Genomic DNA, 17,771 nt, shown 5'->3' on the forward strand with positions numbered 1-17,771 from the left:
GGCGCTTGATCAGCCGTGACATCTTCAAAAACAGATCGAGGCGCAGGGTATCAGCCATGGCCGCGCGCCTCCTGCAGGATATCGGTAAAGACCTCTTCCAGCCGCGGCTCCTGCAGATGCAGATCGAGAATCTGCGCCGGTAGCCCCTGCAGAATGCGTAGCACCTCGTGCATCGGGTGCTGCAGCGCATCCACCTGCAAAACCCGGGTATCGCCGTTGGCGCCCAGGAGAATCTCTGGTAAGGGGTCGGGTAGGGTGCCAGGGTCGCGGTCAAACTGCACCGTCAGGGTGCGGCAGCGTCGACTTTTGGCGAGCAAGCGCTCTTTGTGGTCGAGGGCAATGATTTGTCCCTGCTGCAGAATGGCAATCCGCTCGCAAAGCTCCTCCGCCTCTTCCAAATAATGGGTGGTGAGGATGACGGTATGGCCGCGGCGATTGTAGTCCCGCACAAAACGCCACAGGCTCTGGCGCAATTCTACGTCCACTCCTGCCGTCGGCTCGTCGAGGACGACGACGGGGGGGCGATGTACCAAGGCCTGGGCGATCAGCACCCGGCGCTTCATACCCCCGGAGAGATTACGCAGATTGGTATTGGCCTTGTCGCTCAGGTCGAGCTCGGCCATGAGCTCGTCGATCCAGTCATCATTGTGGCGCAGACCAAAGTAGCCCGACTGCCAGCGCAAAAACTCGCGCACCGTAAAGAAAGGATCATAGGCCAATTCCTGGGGCACCACCCCAAGGAGCTGACGACTTTGGCGGTAGTTGGCCTCGACGTCGTAGCCAAAGATCTCGGCAATCCCACTGGAGCGCCGCACGACACCGGAGAGAATGTTGATCAGGGTGGATTTGCCGGCGCCGTTTGGGCCCAACAGCCCAAAGAACTCGCCAGGTTGCACATCGAGATCGACACCAGCGAGGGCGAGGAAGCCGTTTTCATAGCTCTTGCGCAGACTGCGCAAATGGACGGCAGCGATTTCCGTCATGTGCTGCTCGTGCGCCAGAGGCCCTCGAGGCCATAGAGCTGCAATAAGGCCTCCAGGGCCGGTGGCGGATGGAGAATCGTTGCCGGGCTGCCCAGTGCGCGCTGGGCGCTCTGCCAATCGAGCAGGAAGGCCAAGGTGGCGCTATCAACCTCCGTGTCTTCGGCGAGGGAGAGTTGCGTCCAGGGCTGACGCAACAGGATCTTGGCATCCCGGTGCAACGTTTGATTGAGGGCATCCAGGCGCCAGTCGCCGCGCAGATGCAGTCCTGCGGCCCCATCCCGTTCCCAAATTGCCTTACCCGCCATGCGCCTCGTTTCCGGCTTCTGCCACCTTGCTCCGTAATTCCCGCAACAGGCCGGGAATGCCGCGCTCACTGGCGGTGTTGCCAAAGCTTTGGCGGTAATTGAGGATCAAGCTGACGCCATCGACATAGATATTGTAGATCCGCCACTGCTTGTTGGATCGGATCAGAGCATAGATGATGGGGATATCTTTGCCCTGGGCTTGCTGGATGGTCATGTTGACCTGGGCCACCGGCGGGTTTTGCGAAATCTGCTGACTTCCCTGCACTTTCACGGTCTGTCCGTGGTATTGATTGAGGGCGTTACTATAGGTCTTGATCAGCAACTCTTCGAAAAGTTTTGTAAATTCCTTCTGTTGCGCAGCGTTCATTTGCCGCCAATAGCTGGCCATCACGTACGCCGACATGGTCTGAAAATCGATGTGCGGCACGATGGCGTCGGCAACTTCCTTTTTTAGCGCTGGCGTAACCGGTTTGCCCTCATGTTGCTGCAGAATCTGCAGCACTTGGTTGGTCATGTTCTGCACTACCTGCGCGGCCGCCGCAGCGCCATCATCGGCGGCATACACTACCGGGCTCAGGGCCAAGGTGAGCAGAAATACCGTTAGTAGCCATACTTTGTGAAAGGGGGTTGTGCTTCGCATCCGCTGTCTCCTTGGGTTTTTAGTGTGTGCTGGTGCCGGAGGAAGAAGTTCCGCTGGCCTTGTCAAAAACCATCTGCCCGATGAGCTGGTCGATGTTCACCGCACCCTGGGTGAGGGTGATGGTGGCCCCGGGCTGCAAGTTTTGCGGCATGCCGCCGGGCTGGATGGCAATATACTGCTCGCCGAGCAAGCCTTGGGTATATATCGACGCACCGGTATCTATGGGAAGCTTGATGCGCGGGTCGATGCGCATCGTGACCTCGGCGCGAAAGTTCTTGGGGTTTATGGCGATATGCGTCACCTCGCCAATCGTCACCCCGCCGAGCTTGACCGGGCTGCGATCCTTGAGGCTGCCAACGTTGTTGAAGTCGGCATGCAGCACATAGCCGTTGCCGTAGGCAAAACCCGATAGATTGCCGACGCGCAGGGCAAGTACTGCCAGGGCTGCAATCCCCAGGAGCACGAAGATCCCTACCCACCAGTCGATTGCCCGTTGACTCATGATTCTTTCCTCAGCATCAAAAAAGCAAAGCGGTCAGGATGAAGTCCAAACCCAAGACCGCGAGAGAAGCCATTACCACGCTGCGGGTCGTTGCCGCGCCCACGCCTTCGGCAGTCGGGCGCGCCGACATCCCCTGCCAGACTGCAATCCAGGTCACCACCAGGCCAAAACACAGCGCCTTGAACAGCCCATTGAGGATGTCGCCGCGCAGGGTAATGTTGGACTGCATCTGCGCCCAAAAGGTGCCGCCATCCACACCCAATACCGGCACCGAAACCAAGTAACCGCCAAAAATGCCTACCAGATCGAAGATGACACAGAGAATCGGCACGACGAAGATCCCCGCCCACAGGCGTGGTGCGACCACCCACGCCAAGGGGTTGACGGCCATCATCTCCATCGCCGCCAGCTGCTCCGAGGACTTCATCGAGCCGATTTCTGCGGTCAGGGCCGAACCGGCGCGGCCGGCAAAGAGCAACGCGGTGAGCACCGGGCCGAGTTCGCGCAGGAGCGACAGCGCAATCAGGGTGCCGAGGGCAGAAGTGGCGCCGAAGTGTACCAGCGCATAGTAGCCCTGGAAGCCCAGTACCATGCCGGTAAAGAGGGCGGCAACGATCATCAACGCCAAGGACAGCACGCCGAGAGTAAATACTTGGCGCAACCATTGTTGCAGGCTGAAATGGCGATCGAACACGGCACCGAGGCCAGCAAGGAGCAGCCGCGTGGCGCTGCCTAAGCGCGGTACCGTCTCCCAGACCACGTGCCCCAGGCGAGGTACAAAGGAATCGCTCACGTTGCTCCCTCCAAACCAAGGTCCCGGGCAAAACTGTTGGCCGCGGGGTAGTGAAAGGGCACCGGCCCTTCGGGGGCGCCTTGTAGAAACTGCTGGGCCAGTGGCGAGGTACTCGCCTGCAGGGCTTCCGGTGTCCCTTCGGCAATGATCTTGCCGCCGCCAAGAATGTAGCCATAGTCGGCAATGGAGAAGGTTTCGCGCACATCGTGACTGACGACGATACTGCTCGCCCCCAGGGCATCGTTCAGACGACGAATCAGGCTGGCGATGATCCCTACACTGATGGGGTCGAGGCCGGTGAAGGGTTCGTCGTACAGAATCAGCATCGGGTCCATGGCGACGGCGCGCGCCAAGGCCACCCGCCGCGCCATCCCGCCGGAGAGCTCGGCTGGTTGTAGATCGGCAGCACCACGCAAGCCTACCGCCTCGAGCTTCATCAACACCAGTTTCTGGAGTAAGGACTCCGGCAGCCGGAAGTGGCGCCGCAACGGAAAGGCAACATTCTCGAAGGCGCTCAGGTCGGTAAAGAGAGCGCTGTGCTGAAAGAGCATGCCCATGCGCCGACGCAGGGCATAGAGTTCAGCCGTCGGGAGTCGGTTGAGACTTTGGCCGGCGACAATGACCTCGCCGCGTTGGGCCGCAAGGCTGCCGGCAATGAGGTTGAGTAGTGTCGTTTTGCCACCGCCACTTGCCCCCATGATCGCCACCACCGCGCCACGCGGCACCTGCAGGTCGACCCCCGCCAAAACCGGCCGCTCGCCGCGGGCAAAATGCAGTCCGCGTATCTCGACAAGATTCTTGCTCACCTCGGCCTTTGCTCCGTTCGCTTCATGGCGGTGATTATAATCGCCCTCGGTGTCGCGAAGCGAATCTGGGGTATTACAGGTGGTGAACGAGCGCCCAATTCTTGCAAAACAATGACAAAACTCGTTGATCTATCGGTGGTAATGCAGCGTTTTTCGGGTCTTGCATCGCGCTGCAAAAAGCGTATAGTTGCGGCTCTGTTTCCACGGCACCGAAAGCAGTTACTAAGGGGGTCAGTCCTTAAGAGAATTGGAGCGCGGCGTAGCCGGTTCCAGCAAGGTAGGGCATAAAACCAAGTACTGTCTGGGGGTGCACGGGAGCTGCTTCTTAACCTTTTTAGCTTGTTAGGGGGGGGCACCGATGCGCTCATTGGGACATCAAATCGTCGCTGACTTTTACGGATGCGACAGCAGTACCTTGTCGGATGTTGATTTTGTAACCGATGCTATGCTTGAGGCCGCTCGGCGTGCCAACTGCACCATCGTCACCCAGACCTTCCACCACTTTTCTCCTTATGGAGTGAGCGGGGCGGTCATCGTCGCCGAATCGCACCTAGCGATTCACACTTGGCCGGAGTACGGATATGCTGCAGTCGATGTTTTTACCTGCGGCGATGTCATCCAGCCCGAAGATGCCCTGAGCTTCCTCAAGGAAGCTTTTGGCGCGGCGCAGGTCTCCACCATGGAGATGAAGCGCGGTCAGGTCGAGATGATGGGAGTACCCAGCCACGAGGTACGGGTAAAGCCGGCTCTCTGTGCTTGAGTAGATGCGATATCGCAACGGGCACCTCGCAAGGGGTGCCCTTTTTTATGGCCGCCGAAAGGCGCCTTCCTGCCCGCGCAGCAAACGTTGTATGTTGCTGCGGTGCCGCCAAAGCACCCACAGGGCTAGAACAACGACGAGCCAGCGCAGGCTTGGCGAGGCTAACAAAAACCAAGCGTAGAGAGGCGCGGTGATGGCGGCTAGCAAGGCAGAGAGCGAAGAAACGCGGCTGGCGGCAAAAACGAGCAGCCATGTGGCCAGGGTAGCGAGCCCCAGGTAGGGAGACAGCGCGAGCAGAATACCAAGAGTGGTGGCAACTCCCTTACCGCCGCGAAAGCCAAAATACACCGGGTAGAGATGCCCCAGAAAGGTTGCCAGAGCGACAAGTGCCACCCCCCAGGCGGGCAGGCCTATGAGGCGCGCGAGCAACACGGGCAACAAGCCCTTGAGCAGATCGCCAAGCAAGGTAAGGGCTGCGGCTTTCTTGCCGCCAAGGCGGAGGACGTTGGTAGCACCAGGATTTTGCGAGCCGGCTTGGCGGGGGTCGGGCAGACCGAGGGCACGGCTGACGAAGATGGCGGTAGCCAAGGAGCCGAGCAGATAGCCCCCCAAACACCAGAACAAAACCAGCCAGTGCGAGTAAAATTCCAAGAGCGGCACGCCCCCAATGGCAGCCAAGCGCGAAAATGGTATCATAAAGGATTCACCGGCAAAGAACAGGCTTTGCCCGGTAGAGGAACGGAGAACCCATGGTGGATACCCTTTTTGTGCGCGAACTCAAGGTACAGACCCGGATCGGGATTTATGACTGGGAGCGCGAGGTCCCGCAAACCGTTCTTATCGATCTGGAAATTGCCGCCGATGCGGCGCGGGCGGCGCGCACCGACAAGGTAGAGGCCACCATCAACTACCAGACCGTCTGCGACCGCCTGGTTGACTACTTGGAGGGGGCCGAAACCGAGCTGGTCGAGACGGTGGCCGAGGAAATTGCCCGCATTGTGCGCGAAGAATTTGGCGCCCCGTGGGTTCGCGTTGCGGTCCACAAGCCTGCCGCCGTGCGCGGCACCCGCGATGTTGGGGTGCGTATTGAGCGTGGCCAAGCCACGAAATGAATGGTGGGAGCGATGGGATTCGAACCCATGACCCACGGCTTAAAAGGGGGCCGGTTTCGGGCAATCCGCCGCAAGCCACGGCACGCTATAGCAAAGAATACAGCATGTTACACGCTCCCTCTTTTTGTAGCTTATCGTGTATATCAGGCATTATTTGCCCCTGAGTGTCCCGCCAGTGTCCCACGGATCAAGCGTCCGGTCGGCTTGGGTATGGCCGTTATGGATAACCCGATAACTACCGTTGCCCAAATACTCCATCACCATGGTTCGCCCCCGATGGGTGACAAGGTACTGGTTGCCGATCTCGGCATCCGCTGAATCTTTCGGGTTCTTTGGTAATGACTTTGCCCATTCCGGGATCATGTTTCCCTTATGACCCTTTGCGCAGTCTCTTGGCGGCATATTCTAGCCAATCCAGGTCAACAAGCAGCTTGTGGCTCAGTTCACGGATGGCCTCCAGCTTGTCGGCAAAGCCTTCCAGTTCCTTGGGTATGGATGCCGCTGGTATTTCCTTGAAAGCCTCGTGGGCGTCGGCGCTGATCCTTACCAAATGCTCCAAGCCTTTTGGCAGGTGTGTATCTTGTTCCATAGTAGTCTCCGTAGTCGTTGGTATTGGCAGACTATAACACGATGGGGGGAGGTACAACTTGAAACAGTGGATTTTTCTTGCGCTTGGCAGACTTCATGTGGCACAACAAGCAGCCTGTAGGGCATCGACTAAAATCACCACCAAGGACGAGCTAGGGGAGGGTTTATGAACATCTTCACGCGACTGTCTGCATCTTTCTGGATTGCGTTCGCCCTCTCAGGGTGCGCGACTTATCACGCCACACTGTATCCCTTGAACGCCCAAGCGCAAGCGGATGGCATCCTTCATGCAACCATTCACCAAACCGGGATAGGACGGGGGACAATCACTTGCAAGCTGCCAACAGGCGAAGTTCTTAAGGGCCAGTACCGCGTTTTAAACAGCGGATCGATTTCCTATGGTTTTGCCAGCGCACAGGCGGGCGGTGTGGGTGCCTTCGGGTCCGGCTTTGGTCAGACTGTCCCAGGAACAGAGCCGATAGAGGCCATTCTGGTCGGCGACAAGGGAACAACCCTTGATTGCCAGGCTTACTACAACACATGGTCTGGCGGCGGGGCAGGCGTATGTCGGACTACCGCCGGCGCTGAGTTCAGACTGATGTTTTGACGTAATAACCGCAAAATCTCGAAGGAAGCAATCTGCGGAATGGCATTGCAGCGATCCGCATGAAATGCCGCCGCCATGAGCTTCCGCCCTGGTCAATTGCTTGCGAAACAGTCTCATTCCCACCTACCGCCTTTATCTCGACTGAGAAGCGCCGTAGCCGAAAAACTTCATAAAAACAAGGGAACTGCTATCGCCTTAATAGGGACTATTTCAAAAGTGTGTCAATCTTTGTCACCCATCGTGCCATTTTAGGATAACTAATTGATCTACAAGCACTAACCTGCAAGCGTCATGTGGCACAATACAAACCCCAGCACTTCCCTATCACGTCCTAACCCAAGCCAGCGAACCCCTACCCCAGACATCACCACCCCCATGCTCACTCCTGCCCCGATAATGCCCCAAATTTCGATTTTAACCCCCTGTCTCGTACTACCCTACCACCCCACCCCTTTACCCCGCCTTAAATCGCCTTAGCGGAGTAAAGCGGACTACCTAACCATTTGATTATATTGAAACGGTTACAAATTTTTCTGGGGGGGGGAACGTGCATGGCGACTTTTTTTCACAGAGAAAAATCCAGACGTTACACCGCTGGCGCAATTCCCCTCGTTTTTAATACCTTACAATCGACCAGCCTGGGACCTCCTGGCGCTCGTTATGACGTGATCAGGACGGTGATGGTCATGCGCCCGTACTCATCTTCAAACGCGGGTGCCTGAATTTTCATCGACCATCTCGCCTGCGTAGTGCCAGATGCCACTTCCTGCCCCATACGAGCCTTTTAAGGCCACCTTACCGATAGGGGCGCTTTCTCCTACTGCTGCCACTATCAACCAGCCTTAAATCGCATTTATGGCCGCCGACCGCCTTCCGATGCGTCCTGCCCTTTTTCTGGGTGGCCTTCGTCGTCCATGGCTTCGCTTCCACGGTGACAATTCGTGCCCCGTAGAAGCCCCAGGCGGAGCGCTAGGCGGCGGGGGATCTTCCGAAGATGCAAGTTTTCCCCCTTTGTCTGAACGGTGGACCTGGCGGCGATGATCTCCAAGAGTACGGCGCGGGCGCTCATACCGTCTGTTCCTCGATGATCTCGTCATCATCCCAACACAGTGGGCAGCCGCCACCGTCGCACTGAGGGCAAATTTCTTTGCTTAGGCGCGAAGTTTGCGAAGTTTGCGAAGAATCAATATCCATAAGGGTTTCAGCGGTGCGAAGGTTGCGCGAAGTTTACGAAGTTTGACCGGCAGGTGCCCATACTTCGCCATACTTCGCAGTTTCTTCGCAGCCCTCAACGCCCTGCCGTTGCTCATTCTTCGCATTCTTCGCATTCTTCGCGGTGGTCAATGAATAAACGACTCTCTTGCGCCCTCCGGCCTTTGGATTTTCTTCGCGTCGCAGGATCAGGCCGTCCTCTAGGAGTGGGGTGAGGATCTTGTCCAGATCGGCACCTGATAAGCGGTTCTTAAAGCATACCTTTGTGATGGCCCAGCGGTCAGCTTCCTTGCCGGGTTGGTTGCCCAGGAACTCCAGCAGCTTGCTTTCCTTCTCGCGGTTGCGGCTGTCGCCGTCTAACACGGCTAGGACATAGGCGGCGCTCTCGGCTCCGTAATCAGCCCAGGCGATGCCTGCCCGCAAGTGATGCGCTTCGATGGTCAGCGACTGGTCCAGGATAGCGAACAGCAGCGCAATGCGCATGGCGTAGGCTGCTCGGCGCTCAGTAGCGGCGGCGATGATCTCCCCGGCTGGGTGGGGAGCGCGAAGCCGCTTATATTCGCTCATCCAAAGGTCGGCGGCGGCGGGCGATATGGACGCCATACGGCTGTTTTGTTTGTTCGGATACTCGCCCTTTGCCCAACAGAGGGCAGAAGCCACCTTGCCCGCAAGATCCGCCACAGTCCCATCGTTCGTCTGCGCTGGGAATGGAACAAGGCATGTACGCTCTGCCCAGATTATCATGAGGCGGTTGAGTGTCCCGCCCATGATTTCGCCCTTCTCAAATCTGGCTCGGAGTTCATGCGGCGTGATGTTCCCCAGCAGGGAAACGTGGGGATCGCTGACCCAAATACGCGAGGACTTGTTGAGGGGCTTGAGGCTGATGCCGTCCCATAGGTCACGCAAGGCAGGCAATAGGGTGTTGCCGTCGCGCTTGCCTTGGGCCAGGACGTTAGCAAACTCGGATTCCACGATCCAGAGGCGCTTGTCTGTGATGGCCGGGAACTCCTGCTTGCCCAGGGTGTATCCGTCATGAATCGATAGTGTGATCCCTTCGCGGGTAGACAAGCCCCCGTTATGCTCCTGCCCTAGCAGGCCGTCATGGGTGCGAGCTACCTCGGAGCGGATGCGCTTCACCAGCCCCAAGCTGTCACCTTTGCCGCCACGCGCTGTCCGACCAACATGCAGGAGGAATAAGCGGGCGTGGTGATAGGTATCACCGATGGGCAGATATATGTCGCGCCCAACCTCTGCGGATAGCCAAGCCAAGGCGGCGGCGGCCACGGCAACGGGATGAACTTCGCGGCCAGCAGCGCCAGCTTTTCCGATCTCTCCGATAATCCCATAAAGCATGGCTGCGATATCAGGAACAGGCGGCGGGGTGATTGCGTCCTTCTCGTCGTCGTCCTGGTCATGAATGGCTTCTTCGGCAGCGTTGTAGGCACTCATAACGCCCCCGTCTTGCTACCATCAGGTAAATAAGTTAGGTTATACATAAGGTTATGCTCCGTAATCTCGTTAAGGCTGCTCCTGGCTGAAGGTGGCGGCCTTACTTTCAAACTTCGATAATTAGGGCTTTCACACCCACAAGCGCCACAGCTTCGTTGAGGGCGCGTTTATAGTTTTTTTTCATTTTGCCGCTCATCTTGGTGGGAATATCCGGGTCCCACTCCGCAGTCATGTAAGAAACGGTCCCTGGGGTAACGTGATCGGGGACCGTGAAGGTTACAGATACCCCTCCACCTATATTTCTGGTGATCGTCCGCGCAGCTTGTGCCATCTCAGCCCCTCCGCCTTGCATTACCTTCCCGGAGCCAATCCAAAAGACGTTCCCGGTCGATGAGAATCTTCGCGCCAAGGCGAATAACAGCGCCGACGGCTTCCAATTCCTCCCCGTGCTGGAAAATCAGGTGGCGCAGACCGCCCTTGGTGAACGCGGCTGGATCGTAGTCGGCCAGGGTGTTTACAGTGAAAAGCTGTTGGGTCTGTTTCGTTTGTGTAGACATCTCTGAATCCTCATAAATTGTGGGCGTGAGGTCAGGATGATTCGGAAGTGTTGCCCGTAATAATGGGAATAAGTCGTTCCCATATCTCAAAAGATTATTTGGAGTTTGTCGTGCTGCGGCTCAGTAGGCTGGCAACCGATTCTGCAGAGACAGTCCGTGCAAAAAACCAAAGCTCCAGAGTTGCACAAAGGAGATCGAAAGCAGGGCCTTTCGCAAGCGACTTATCGTAAGGATCGCGGGTGAATGTTACGCGGCCAAGGGGAAGGCTCAGGGCTTCGGTGATAGTGTGAGATAGGTTTTGCACGGTGGAGTTGAACAGATCGTCCTTTGGCCTCCCCTTGCCGTGCCTCCAGGGCTTGCTGTTGAGGGTGGAAAACCATGCGCGCCCTTTGCGCAGGGCAGCTTTGCGTGTGGCGGGGGGCATGTCTTCCTCCGTGACGGCCGGAATCGTGCCCCCGTCCTGAAGATCCCTGAACGTAACGGAACGGGCGGCATACATGGCGATGGCAGAATCCCGCATGACTTCCGGCAAGGGTTCGGACATGCCAATGATTCCATTGGGCATAATGCCGTTGTCTTGGGCAAATTTTGCCTTCTGCGCGCTCTCAATCTCCGGCGGTATGGTGGACAGGGCTTTGAAGAAGGCTTGCCGTTGGAGGCTGTTTAGCCCGTATTTGATGCCTGCCTGGTCAACCAGCCCCCGCAATCGTTCGCGCCGATGGGCTTGCTTCTGGCTCAGGGCTACATACTTGGCCACAAACCGCCTCATGCGTTGCCCCCTATTAGCTTGGCGGCCAGCCGCTCGGTAATGCTGGCGGTATGGGCAGGGCTTAGATGGGCGTAGCGCTGCACCATCGCCAGCGTCTTATGTCCCAGCAGGGCGGCGAGTTCGGGCAGGGTGGCCCCGTCCATGGCGGCCACGCTTGCGAAGGTGTGCCGCAAATCGTGCCAGTGGAAGTCCTGGATTCCCACTTTCTTGAGTGCCGCTTCCCACGGCTGGCGCAAATCAACGGGCTTGCGCGGATTTGCCTTGGAAGGAAAGAGCAAGTCCGTATCCAGGCGGCGAACCTTGGCCCGTTCCTTGAGCAACTCCAGGACGGGGGCGGAAAGGTGCAGGGTGCGGCGGCTGCCGTTCTTCGTTTCTTCCAGCGTGAGGGTGGCGCGGTTCAGGTCAATCTGCCGCCATGATGCGCCCATGGTTTCGGCTTGCCTGCCTCCAGTGGTCAACGCCAGCAGGACGGCAAGGTATAGATCAGGGTTGCTGGATCCTTTGCAGGCTTCCAGCAGGCGCGCGCGCTCATCGTCAGAAAGGTAGCGAACGCGGCCCCTTGGCTCTTGTTTCTTTTTCACCTTGGGCATAGGGGATTTATCCATCCATTCCCATTCACGACTGGCAACGGCCAGGACAGAGGCAAGTGCCTGCCGGTAATGGTTCAGGGTGGCGGCGCTCCGTAGGCGCTCTTTGCCACCAGAGAGAGGGCGGGCGCTCGGCTCGGCGGCTAGGCGCTCCATTGCCTGCTTGACGGCGGCGGGGGTTACGTCTGCAAGCGCAAGGTGGCCTAGCTCCTGTTTCCACCATGCCAGATGACGCAACCTGTCGGCTTGGGTGCGAATATGGTCCATGGCCTCGCGCTCGTACCGCTCGATAGCGTCGCCCAGGGTGTGCTTGCGGGCTTCCGTGGTCTGGAAATAACGCCCCTCCCTAATGGCGGCCTCTGTTGCCTGTGCCCAGCGGCGGGCATCGGTAAGGCGTTTAAAGGTGGCGGATTGTACCGGCTGCCCCTTGAGGCGCACCTTGACGCGATAGGATGCGCTGCCGTCGTCGTTCTGGCGTTTCTCTATGGTAGCCATGCTCAGGCCCTCCAAAGGGTGAGGGCTGGCGCTGTATGCGGTAAACTGTACTTATCCATTGGCGGCTCCATCTCAGTTTGCCTTGGTAGGGCCGGGTTAGGTGTTGACGCACCTGCTCGGCCTGTCTGTTTCCAGTATAGCAACACGGCAATAAAGCGCAACAACGGCTATCAAAGGGGAAGCATAAGAAACACAACGCAATGAATTATAAAGGAAATTCTTCCGGCTTTTCTCCCCATGGGACACTCATGGGACAGTTCCAGCCAAAAAAGGGCACTTATCCACAATTCGGGAAGGGTGTTGAGGGTCTGCATATGGTTGCGATTTTTGCCCCATGCTTGCGGCTTGGTGTCCCACCAGTGTCCCGCGGGCAAAAGAAAAGGGCCCATGCGGAAGCATAAGCCCTTGTTTTATTTGGTGGGAGCGGAGGGATTCGAACCCTCGACCCACGGCTTAAAAGGCCGCTGCTCTACCGGCTGAGCTACACCCCCCAGGGGCCCAAGATTATGCGTTGCCCAAGGTACGAGGGTCAACTGCCTTGCCAGCAGGCGGTGGGCTCCCTAGACTCGTTGGCATTGGGTATGGAAGGGGAGTGATTGCAAATGGCCGTCTCTGTACCAGTTCCGGAATGGCAGGATCCCGAGGCTGATGCCCCCGGGCGGATTGTTTTGGCGGGCGGATGTTTCTGGTGCGTGGAGGGCGTGTATCGAGATCTGCACGGTGTACTCTCGGTGACTTCGGGCTACACCGGCGGCACTGCTGCGGATGCTGATTACAAGCGGGTATGCAGTGGTGCCACTGGCCATGCGGAAGCCGTCGATTTGCGCTACGACCCCAAGGCATTGCACTTTGGCCAGATCCTGCAGGTGTTTTTTGGCGTTGCGCACGATCCAACGCAAAAGGACCGCCAAGGTAACGATATCGGTCGCCAATATCGCTCTGCCATCTTTTTCCTCAACGATGCCCAGGCCGATATGATCCGTGCCTACATCGCGCAACTCGAGCGAGAGCGCTACTTCGTCCAGCCCATAGTGACCGAGATCGAGCCCTTAGAGGCCTTTTATACCGCGGAGGACTATCATCAGGATTACGCTCGCCGGAATCCGGAGCAACCCTACATCTGTGCCGTCGCCCAACCGAAAATCCGTGCCTTGGCACAAATTTTTCCGCAATATCGCAAAAAGGGGGACACATGAACACATCCTCTGCCGGATATGATCTCCGACCCCTAACAAGTGCCGAGCGCGAGCACCGAGCCCGGCATCTATCCGCCGCGGTGCGCCATGTGCTTTTTGAGCATGGCACCGAGCCACCTTTTTGCGGTGGCCTATTGGAGGAAAAGCGGCAAGGTGTTTTTGTCTGCACTCTCTGTCAGCTGCCTCTGTTTCGTTCGCAGACCAAGTTTGATTCGGGCACCGGCTGGCCCAGCTTTTATGCTCCTTTTGCTGCCGACCATGTGCGCGAAGTGCGCGATACCAGCCACGGCATGATCCGCACCGAGATTCGCTGTGCCCGCTGCGATAGCCACTTGGGGCATGTCTTCCCGGATGGCCCGGCGCCTACGGGATTGCGCTACTGCTTGAATTCGGCAGCATTGGAGTTCTGCGAGCAAGCGCCGGCTCCCGATGGAGATACCTCACCGAGGCGATGAGGCTGGGTCTGCGAGGAGATCTTGGTCGAGACCATCGTAGAGCAAATAGAAGCGGGATCGGTGCAGCTTTTGCGCCTTGCTGGCGTAGAGGGCTTGATCGGCGTGACGCAAGAGGATTTCTTCGGAGGCTTCGTCAAAGGGGTATAGGGTGATGCCCAAGCTCGCCCCCACTTGTACCGAGTGGCCATTGCTGAGAGGTATCGGGGCGCGCAGCGTCTCTTCCACACGCCGCAGGATAGCCTCGAGATCCTCCATGGAACGCAGGTCGGTTAGCGCCAAAGCGAACTCGTCGCCACCAAAGCGGGCCACCAGATCGTCCTGACGCAAAGCTGCGAGCAAGCGCTCGGCAATCCATTGTAGCACCTCGTCGCCGGCGGCATGGCCGTGGGTATCGTTGATGATTTTGAAGTTGTCGAGATCCATCATACCCACGGCCAAGAGTCGATCGGCCTCACGATTACGTTGCAGGAGTGTTGGCAGCATCCGTAAATAGCCGCTGCGGTTGCTGAGGCTGGTGAGGGGGTCGTGCTCGGCGCGCCAGCTTTGCTCTTCCCGCTCTGCCTCGATGCGATTTTTCAAGGCCAACTCATCCAATCCAAAACCCAAGAGTTTGGCCGTGCGCGCCAGGGTGGCGAGCAGGGTATTGTCAAAGTAGTTATACAGATCGCTGGTGACGACTAATAGCGCCCACACTGCGGCCTCATGCAGAATGGGCACTGCCGCCAAGCTGTTCCAGCCAAAGGCGGCAAAATTTAGCGTCGTGCCCGGGTAGGACGTCTCCTCCTCCGTATTGCGATAATGCAAACGTCCCTCTCGCCAAGCACGGTGAAAAAGCGTTGGCGGACCGCAATCCTCCAGTGACAGACGTAACTGGCCGACGAGATGGCTGGTCTTACCCGCAGCAGTGAGGGGAACGAAATAGCCGCTGGCGTTGGGCTGGAGGACAAAGGCGGTGGTAAAGAAATCGTGTTCTACCAGACGATGACAGGTGCGACGCAGGATGGTTTGCGGCGAACGCGAGCGCATCAAGATGTCGCCCTCGCGCAAAAAAATCTGGTAGAGCCGGTGACTGCGTTTTAGACGCGCCTGCTGTTCCTGCCGCTCGAGGGCAACGCCCAACATGCGCGCGAGATGCAGAAAGGTGCGGCGGCGCTGTCCGGCCGAAAAGTAGCGGGGAATACGGCTGTAGATGCCGCACAAGGCCTGCTGGGTACCGCCCACATAAATGGGCAGAGCCATGGTGCTGCGCCAAGAACCATGGCTCTGGGCAATCTCTCGCCAAGGTGCAAACAACGGATCCGACTGCAAATCGGCCACCGCGACTGCTTTCCCGGAACGCCAAGCGCGACCCATGGGGCCTTGTGCCGTAGCGCCCTGGTCGACGCGGATATCCACATGCTCCAGGTAACTCGCCATGTCGGCGCCGGCAATGGTAATGGCTTCGAGGGTGCCGTTGGGTTGGGGTTTGCCAATCCAAGCGCCGTCTATCCCAGGTAAGAGAACGATTTTGTCGAGCATACTCTGCAGCAATTTCTGCTCATCGGCCTCGCTCAGGAGCAGCAGGTCGATGTGATCGATGATTGCCTCCTCTTCGTCATTGGCCACACGCATACCACGCAGTTGCTGCACCAGGTCGATGGCCAAGCGGCGAGTAATTTCTTCCTCTCCCGATTTCGGTAGTAACTCTTGCAAGGCGCCGCGCAGATGGGTGGCAAAGAGGCCACTGGCAAAGACCAGCCAGTCGGCGGGTAGCTCTAGACGTTGGTGGATCATTCCGATGGCGCGACTGCGCGCATCGCGGGTCTCGGCATCTTCCTCCTGTAGCAGCCAAGCAAAATGCTCGCGCTGAGCGTTCTGCAGATGTTGGAGAGTGTCCGCATCGAGGCTGTCGAGAAACGCCGCGATTTCGTTTTCCTGCATGAGCTCGGCAAAAGCACTCGCCGCCGCCTGCGCTACCGCCGCGGTAAAGGCCTGCTGCGCAACGCTAGTCTGAATGCCGCTCATCCGATCACGACTTTTGCTTGCCTTTCACACCCAGGTAGCCGACCAAAAACAGGATCGCCGCCATCACCAGTTCCTGAATGGCAGGAATCAGCCAGCCCCGTGGCCAGGCTTGAAAAAAGATCATCGCCAGGGTAACGAGCCCAAGCACCAGGAGCAGCAGACCGAGTTGGCGCAACACGGCAAAGACGTTGCGAGCGTTCAACACGCCAATCCCGCGCTGTAACCCGATCCGCCGTAAAAAGGCGTCGAGAGATTGGGGTGCGACCAGGTATAGAAAAGTAACGAAAAGGAAAGCGAGGACGGTCAGGGCAATCAGGACTTCGATAACGGCGAGAAAGTTTACCATAGGGCCTCCTCAAGACTCTTCGCCAGCATCATCCTCCTTGAAGGCGGCTGGATCGAGGTGATACCGACGCAATAGGCGATAAAACTCGGTGCGATTGCGCTGCGCCAGTTGGGCCGCCTGACTCACGTTGCCGCGGGTCATGCGCATGATCTGGATGAGATAGTTCATCTCGAAGCGACTTTTGGCATCGGCCAGGGAAACTACCTCGCCATCGCGGTCGCGCAGGGCATGACGAATCAGCGGCGCACCAATGCGCGGTGTGGTAGACAAGACGACTGCCTGCTCGATGACGTTGGCAAGCTGGCGCACGTTGCCCGGCCAGGGGGCAGTAACGAGGAGCTCCATGGCGTCGGGAGCGATGCCGCGTACATCTTTACGATTGCGCAAGGCAGCCTCGCGCAGAAAGTGCTCGGCGAGGAGAGGAATGTCTTCGGCACGCTCGGCGAGGGTGGGCAGCTCGAGGGTAACAACGCAGAGTCGATAGTAGAGATCGTCGCGGAAATTGCGCTGCGCCATTTCGTGTTCGAGATCGCGGTGGCTGGCGGAAATCACTCGCACGTCGACGGGGATGGTTTCCGTCGATCCCACCGGGCGGATCTGGCGCTCCTGCAGGGCACGCAAGAGTTTCACTTGCAGGGCTAAGGGCATGTCGCCAATTTCATCCAGAAAGAGGGTGCCACCGTCGGCAGCTTGGAAGAGCCCCACATGCGAGCTGGCGGCACCGGTGAAGGCGCCCTTTTTATGGCCAAAGAGCTCGGACTCCAGGAGTTGCTCCGGGAAGGCGCCGCAGTTGACGGCGATGAAGGGACGATCGCGGCGGATGCTCGCCTGATGAATGGCCTGGGCTAATAGTTCCTTGCCGGTACCGCTGGCGCCGTGAATAAAGACGCTGGCATCGGCGGCAGCAACGAGGCGAGCTTGATCGAGCAGGGCCTGCATTTTAGCGCTGCGGGTCAGGATGCGCGCCCAACTGTCGTCACCTTTCCCCTTTTTCCCCTGCGGGGTGGCGGCGGTGAGTTGAACCGCGCGCTCCACCTCAGCCATCAATTCTTTGCCATCGAAGGGTTTGGTCAAGAATGCAAAGACCCCTTGGTTGGCGGCCAGGAGGGCATCGGGAATGGAGCCGTGGGCGGTGAGAATGATGACCGGCAGGGTCGGGTAGTCGCGGCGAATGGCGTCGAGTAAGGCCATGCCATCCATCTCGTCCATCTTCAGGTCGGTGATGACCAGGGTAGGATGTTCCACGGCCAGGAGAGAGAGGGCCTCGCGCCCGTTCATGGCGGTGCTGACCTGATAGTCGGCATTTTTTAGGCGCAAAGACAGCAGCCGCAAGAGATCGACATCGTCGTCAACGAGGAGCACCTTTGCGGATTTGGCCAACTTATCTTCCTCCCGCCAGGTGCGCGCTCTTTTCAATTTGGATCAATTCGTTGAGTTTGCGACGCAAATCCGCCTCGCGCTGTTGCGACTGGTTGAGACGATTCTGCAGATCGGCCAGTTTTGCTTGCAGCCGCTGGTAATTGGGGTCGCCGGCGCGGACGGCAGCAAGCTCCTTTTGCAGGCTGTCGACCCGGCTCTCGGCCGACACACAGGCAGCCGTCTCGA

The 17,771-nt window shown here is 58.3% G+C and carries 22 protein-coding genes and 1 tRNA gene; 5 read left to right on the forward strand and 18 right to left on the reverse strand.

What is annotated here, in order from left to right; genetic code table 11:
* Positions 1-50: 50 nt before the first annotated feature.
* Genes RTI30_RS07205 through RTI30_RS07230 form a run of 6 tightly spaced genes read right to left on the reverse strand, consistent with a single transcriptional unit; the run spans position 51 to position 4,029 of the window.
* A complete protein-coding gene (locus RTI30_RS07205) occupies positions 51-983 on the reverse strand; it encodes an ABC transporter ATP-binding protein (RefSeq protein ID WP_312263380.1) in 933 nt (310 codons plus the stop codon).
* A complete protein-coding gene (locus RTI30_RS07210) occupies positions 980-1,288 on the reverse strand; it encodes an STAS domain-containing protein (protein WP_312263379.1) in 309 nt (102 codons plus the stop codon). The genes RTI30_RS07205 and RTI30_RS07210 overlap by 4 nt, the downstream gene beginning before the upstream one ends.
* A complete protein-coding gene (locus tag RTI30_RS07215) occupies positions 1,278-1,928 on the reverse strand; it encodes an ABC transporter substrate-binding protein (RefSeq protein WP_312263378.1) in 651 nt (216 codons plus the stop codon). The genes RTI30_RS07210 and RTI30_RS07215 overlap by 11 nt, the downstream gene beginning before the upstream one ends.
* A gap of 19 nt (positions 1,929-1,947) precedes the next feature.
* Positions 1,948-2,430 (reverse strand): outer membrane lipid asymmetry maintenance protein MlaD, encoded by a 483-nt coding sequence (gene mlaD, locus RTI30_RS07220; RefSeq protein ID WP_312263377.1) that lies wholly within the window; start codon positions 2,428-2,430, stop codon positions 1,948-1,950.
* Positions 2,431-2,446: 16 nt separating this feature from the next.
* Positions 2,447-3,223 carry a lipid asymmetry maintenance ABC transporter permease subunit MlaE gene (gene mlaE / locus RTI30_RS07225; RefSeq protein ID WP_312263376.1) on the reverse strand — a complete coding sequence of 259 codons (777 nt, stop codon included), beginning with the start codon at positions 3,221-3,223 and terminating at the stop codon, positions 2,447-2,449.
* On the reverse strand, positions 3,220-4,029 hold the full coding sequence (locus tag RTI30_RS07230) for an ABC transporter ATP-binding protein (RefSeq protein WP_312263375.1): 810 nt from the start codon (positions 4,027-4,029) through the stop codon (positions 3,220-3,222). The genes mlaE and RTI30_RS07230 overlap by 4 nt, the downstream gene beginning before the upstream one ends.
* 358 nt (positions 4,030-4,387) lie before the next feature.
* Between RTI30_RS07230 and speD the strand changes: the two genes are divergently transcribed.
* On the forward strand, positions 4,388-4,789 hold the full coding sequence (gene speD, locus RTI30_RS07235) for an adenosylmethionine decarboxylase (RefSeq protein ID WP_248884486.1): 402 nt from the start codon (positions 4,388-4,390) through the stop codon (positions 4,787-4,789).
* Positions 4,790-4,834: 45 nt separating this feature from the next.
* Here the strand turns inward: speD and plsY are convergent, their stop codons facing one another.
* On the reverse strand, positions 4,835-5,485 hold the full coding sequence (gene plsY, locus RTI30_RS07240) for a glycerol-3-phosphate 1-O-acyltransferase PlsY (RefSeq protein WP_312263374.1): 651 nt from the start codon (positions 5,483-5,485) through the stop codon (positions 4,835-4,837).
* Positions 5,486-5,538: 53 nt separating this feature from the next.
* On the opposite strand from plsY, the gene folB reads away from it, so the two are divergent.
* Positions 5,539-5,901 (forward strand): dihydroneopterin aldolase, encoded by a 363-nt coding sequence (gene folB / locus RTI30_RS07245; RefSeq protein ID WP_312263373.1) that lies wholly within the window; start codon positions 5,539-5,541, stop codon positions 5,899-5,901.
* A gap of 370 nt (positions 5,902-6,271) precedes the next feature.
* On the opposite strand, the gene RTI30_RS07250 is transcribed toward folB, so the two are convergent.
* Entirely contained in the window at positions 6,272-6,490 is a 219-nt protein-coding gene (locus RTI30_RS07250) for a hypothetical protein (RefSeq protein ID WP_312283568.1), read from the reverse strand.
* Between the two features lie 165 nt (positions 6,491-6,655).
* On the opposite strand from RTI30_RS07250, the gene RTI30_RS07255 reads away from it, so the two are divergent.
* Positions 6,656-7,096: a hypothetical protein gene (locus RTI30_RS07255; RefSeq protein WP_312283569.1), complete on the forward strand. Its 441-nt coding sequence runs from the start codon at positions 6,656-6,658 to the stop codon at positions 7,094-7,096.
* 1,227 nt (positions 7,097-8,323) lie between these two features.
* Here the strand turns inward: RTI30_RS07255 and RTI30_RS07260 are convergent.
* The 6 genes from RTI30_RS07260 to RTI30_RS07285 all read right to left on the reverse strand — a co-directional run bounded on the left by RTI30_RS07260 (position 8,324) and on the right by RTI30_RS07285 (position 12,656).
* The gene (locus tag RTI30_RS07260; RefSeq protein WP_312283570.1) at positions 8,324-9,757 is read right to left on the reverse strand and encodes a DUF3987 domain-containing protein; all 1,434 of its coding nucleotides are present in this window, start codon (positions 9,755-9,757) and stop codon (positions 8,324-8,326) included.
* Between the two features lie 106 nt (positions 9,758-9,863).
* Positions 9,864-10,088 (reverse strand): hypothetical protein, encoded by a 225-nt coding sequence (locus RTI30_RS07265; protein WP_312283571.1) that lies wholly within the window; start codon positions 10,086-10,088, stop codon positions 9,864-9,866.
* 1 nt (position 10,089) lies between these two features.
* Positions 10,090-10,314: a hypothetical protein gene (locus RTI30_RS07270; protein ID WP_312283572.1), complete on the reverse strand. Its 225-nt coding sequence runs from the start codon at positions 10,312-10,314 to the stop codon at positions 10,090-10,092.
* 94 nt (positions 10,315-10,408) lie between these two features.
* Positions 10,409-11,083 carry a hypothetical protein gene (locus RTI30_RS07275; RefSeq protein ID WP_312283573.1) on the reverse strand — a complete coding sequence of 225 codons (675 nt, stop codon included), beginning with the start codon at positions 11,081-11,083 and terminating at the stop codon, positions 10,409-10,411.
* Positions 11,080-12,165, reverse strand: coding sequence for a site-specific integrase (locus RTI30_RS07280; protein ID WP_312283574.1), 1,086 nt, complete (start codon positions 12,163-12,165; stop codon positions 11,080-11,082). The genes RTI30_RS07275 and RTI30_RS07280 overlap by 4 nt, the downstream gene beginning before the upstream one ends.
* Before the next feature lie 415 nt (positions 12,166-12,580).
* Positions 12,581-12,656 (reverse strand) — tRNA-Lys (locus tag RTI30_RS07285).
* Between the two features lie 111 nt (positions 12,657-12,767).
* On the opposite strand from RTI30_RS07285, the gene msrA reads away from it, so the two are divergent.
* Both msrA and msrB read left to right on the forward strand, forming a co-directional pair.
* Positions 12,768-13,361: a peptide-methionine (S)-S-oxide reductase MsrA gene (msrA, locus tag RTI30_RS07290; protein ID WP_312262909.1), complete on the forward strand. Its 594-nt coding sequence runs from the start codon at positions 12,768-12,770 to the stop codon at positions 13,359-13,361.
* Positions 13,358-13,816 carry a peptide-methionine (R)-S-oxide reductase MsrB gene (gene msrB / locus RTI30_RS07295; RefSeq protein ID WP_312262910.1) on the forward strand — a complete coding sequence of 153 codons (459 nt, stop codon included), beginning with the start codon at positions 13,358-13,360 and terminating at the stop codon, positions 13,814-13,816. The genes msrA and msrB overlap by 4 nt, the downstream gene beginning before the upstream one ends.
* Here the strand turns inward: msrB and RTI30_RS07300 are convergent.
* The 4 genes from RTI30_RS07300 to RTI30_RS07315 all read right to left on the reverse strand — a co-directional run.
* On the reverse strand, positions 13,802-15,820 hold the full coding sequence (locus tag RTI30_RS07300) for a diguanylate cyclase domain-containing protein (protein WP_312262911.1): 2,019 nt from the start codon (positions 15,818-15,820) through the stop codon (positions 13,802-13,804). The genes msrB and RTI30_RS07300 overlap by 15 nt on opposite strands.
* 4 nt (positions 15,821-15,824) lie before the next feature.
* A complete protein-coding gene (locus RTI30_RS07305; protein WP_312262912.1) occupies positions 15,825-16,166 on the reverse strand; it encodes a hypothetical protein in 342 nt (113 codons plus the stop codon).
* 9 nt (positions 16,167-16,175) lie between these two features.
* On the reverse strand, positions 16,176-17,546 hold the full coding sequence (locus tag RTI30_RS07310; protein WP_312262913.1) for a sigma 54-interacting transcriptional regulator: 1,371 nt from the start codon (positions 17,544-17,546) through the stop codon (positions 16,176-16,178).
* Position 17,547: 1 nt separating this feature from the next.
* On the reverse strand, positions 17,548-17,771 hold a 224-nt coding region (locus RTI30_RS07315), incomplete at its 5' end, for a hypothetical protein (RefSeq protein WP_312283575.1).

Source organism: Candidatus Igneacidithiobacillus taiwanensis (assembly GCF_031962545.1).
Classification (GTDB): Bacteria; Pseudomonadota; Gammaproteobacteria; order Acidithiobacillales; family Acidithiobacillaceae; genus Igneacidithiobacillus; species Igneacidithiobacillus taiwanensis.

What these genes read in the sequence shown, in the direction of transcription:
- RTI30_RS07205 (WP_312263380.1), bottom strand. Translation starts at nt 983, where the DNA reads ATGACGGAAATCGCTGCCGTCCATTTGCGCAGTCTGCGCAAGAGCTAT.
- RTI30_RS07210 (WP_312263379.1), bottom strand. Translation starts at nt 1,288, where the DNA reads ATGGCGGGTAAGGCAATTTGGGAACGGGATGGGGCCGCAGGACTGCAT.
- RTI30_RS07215 (WP_312263378.1), bottom strand. Translation starts at nt 1,928, where the DNA reads ATGCGAAGCACAACCCCCTTTCACAAAGTATGGCTACTAACGGTATTT.
- mlaD (WP_312263377.1), bottom strand. Translation starts at nt 2,430, where the DNA reads ATGAGTCAACGGGCAATCGACTGGTGGGTAGGGATCTTCGTGCTCCTG.
- speD (WP_248884486.1), top strand. Translation starts at nt 4,388, where the DNA reads ATGCGCTCATTGGGACATCAAATCGTCGCTGACTTTTACGGATGCGAC.
- plsY (WP_312263374.1), bottom strand. Translation starts at nt 5,485, where the DNA reads ATGATACCATTTTCGCGCTTGGCTGCCATTGGGGGCGTGCCGCTCTTG.
- folB (WP_312263373.1), top strand. Translation starts at nt 5,539, where the DNA reads ATGGTGGATACCCTTTTTGTGCGCGAACTCAAGGTACAGACCCGGATC.
- RTI30_RS07250 (WP_312283568.1), bottom strand. Translation starts at nt 6,490, where the DNA reads ATGGAACAAGATACACACCTGCCAAAAGGCTTGGAGCATTTGGTAAGG.
- RTI30_RS07255 (WP_312283569.1), top strand. Translation starts at nt 6,656, where the DNA reads ATGAACATCTTCACGCGACTGTCTGCATCTTTCTGGATTGCGTTCGCC.
- RTI30_RS07260 (WP_312283570.1), bottom strand. Translation starts at nt 9,757, where the DNA reads ATGAGTGCCTACAACGCTGCCGAAGAAGCCATTCATGACCAGGACGAC.
- RTI30_RS07265 (WP_312283571.1), bottom strand. Translation starts at nt 10,088, where the DNA reads ATGGCACAAGCTGCGCGGACGATCACCAGAAATATAGGTGGAGGGGTA.
- RTI30_RS07270 (WP_312283572.1), bottom strand. Translation starts at nt 10,314, where the DNA reads ATGTCTACACAAACGAAACAGACCCAACAGCTTTTCACTGTAAACACC.
- RTI30_RS07275 (WP_312283573.1), bottom strand. Translation starts at nt 11,083, where the DNA reads ATGAGGCGGTTTGTGGCCAAGTATGTAGCCCTGAGCCAGAAGCAAGCC.
- RTI30_RS07280 (WP_312283574.1), bottom strand. Translation starts at nt 12,165, where the DNA reads ATGGCTACCATAGAGAAACGCCAGAACGACGACGGCAGCGCATCCTAT.
- msrA (WP_312262909.1), top strand. Translation starts at nt 12,768, where the DNA reads ATGGCCGTCTCTGTACCAGTTCCGGAATGGCAGGATCCCGAGGCTGAT.
- msrB (WP_312262910.1), top strand. Translation starts at nt 13,358, where the DNA reads ATGAACACATCCTCTGCCGGATATGATCTCCGACCCCTAACAAGTGCC.
- RTI30_RS07300 (WP_312262911.1), bottom strand. Translation starts at nt 15,820, where the DNA reads ATGAGCGGCATTCAGACTAGCGTTGCGCAGCAGGCCTTTACCGCGGCG.
- RTI30_RS07305 (WP_312262912.1), bottom strand. Translation starts at nt 16,166, where the DNA reads ATGGTAAACTTTCTCGCCGTTATCGAAGTCCTGATTGCCCTGACCGTC.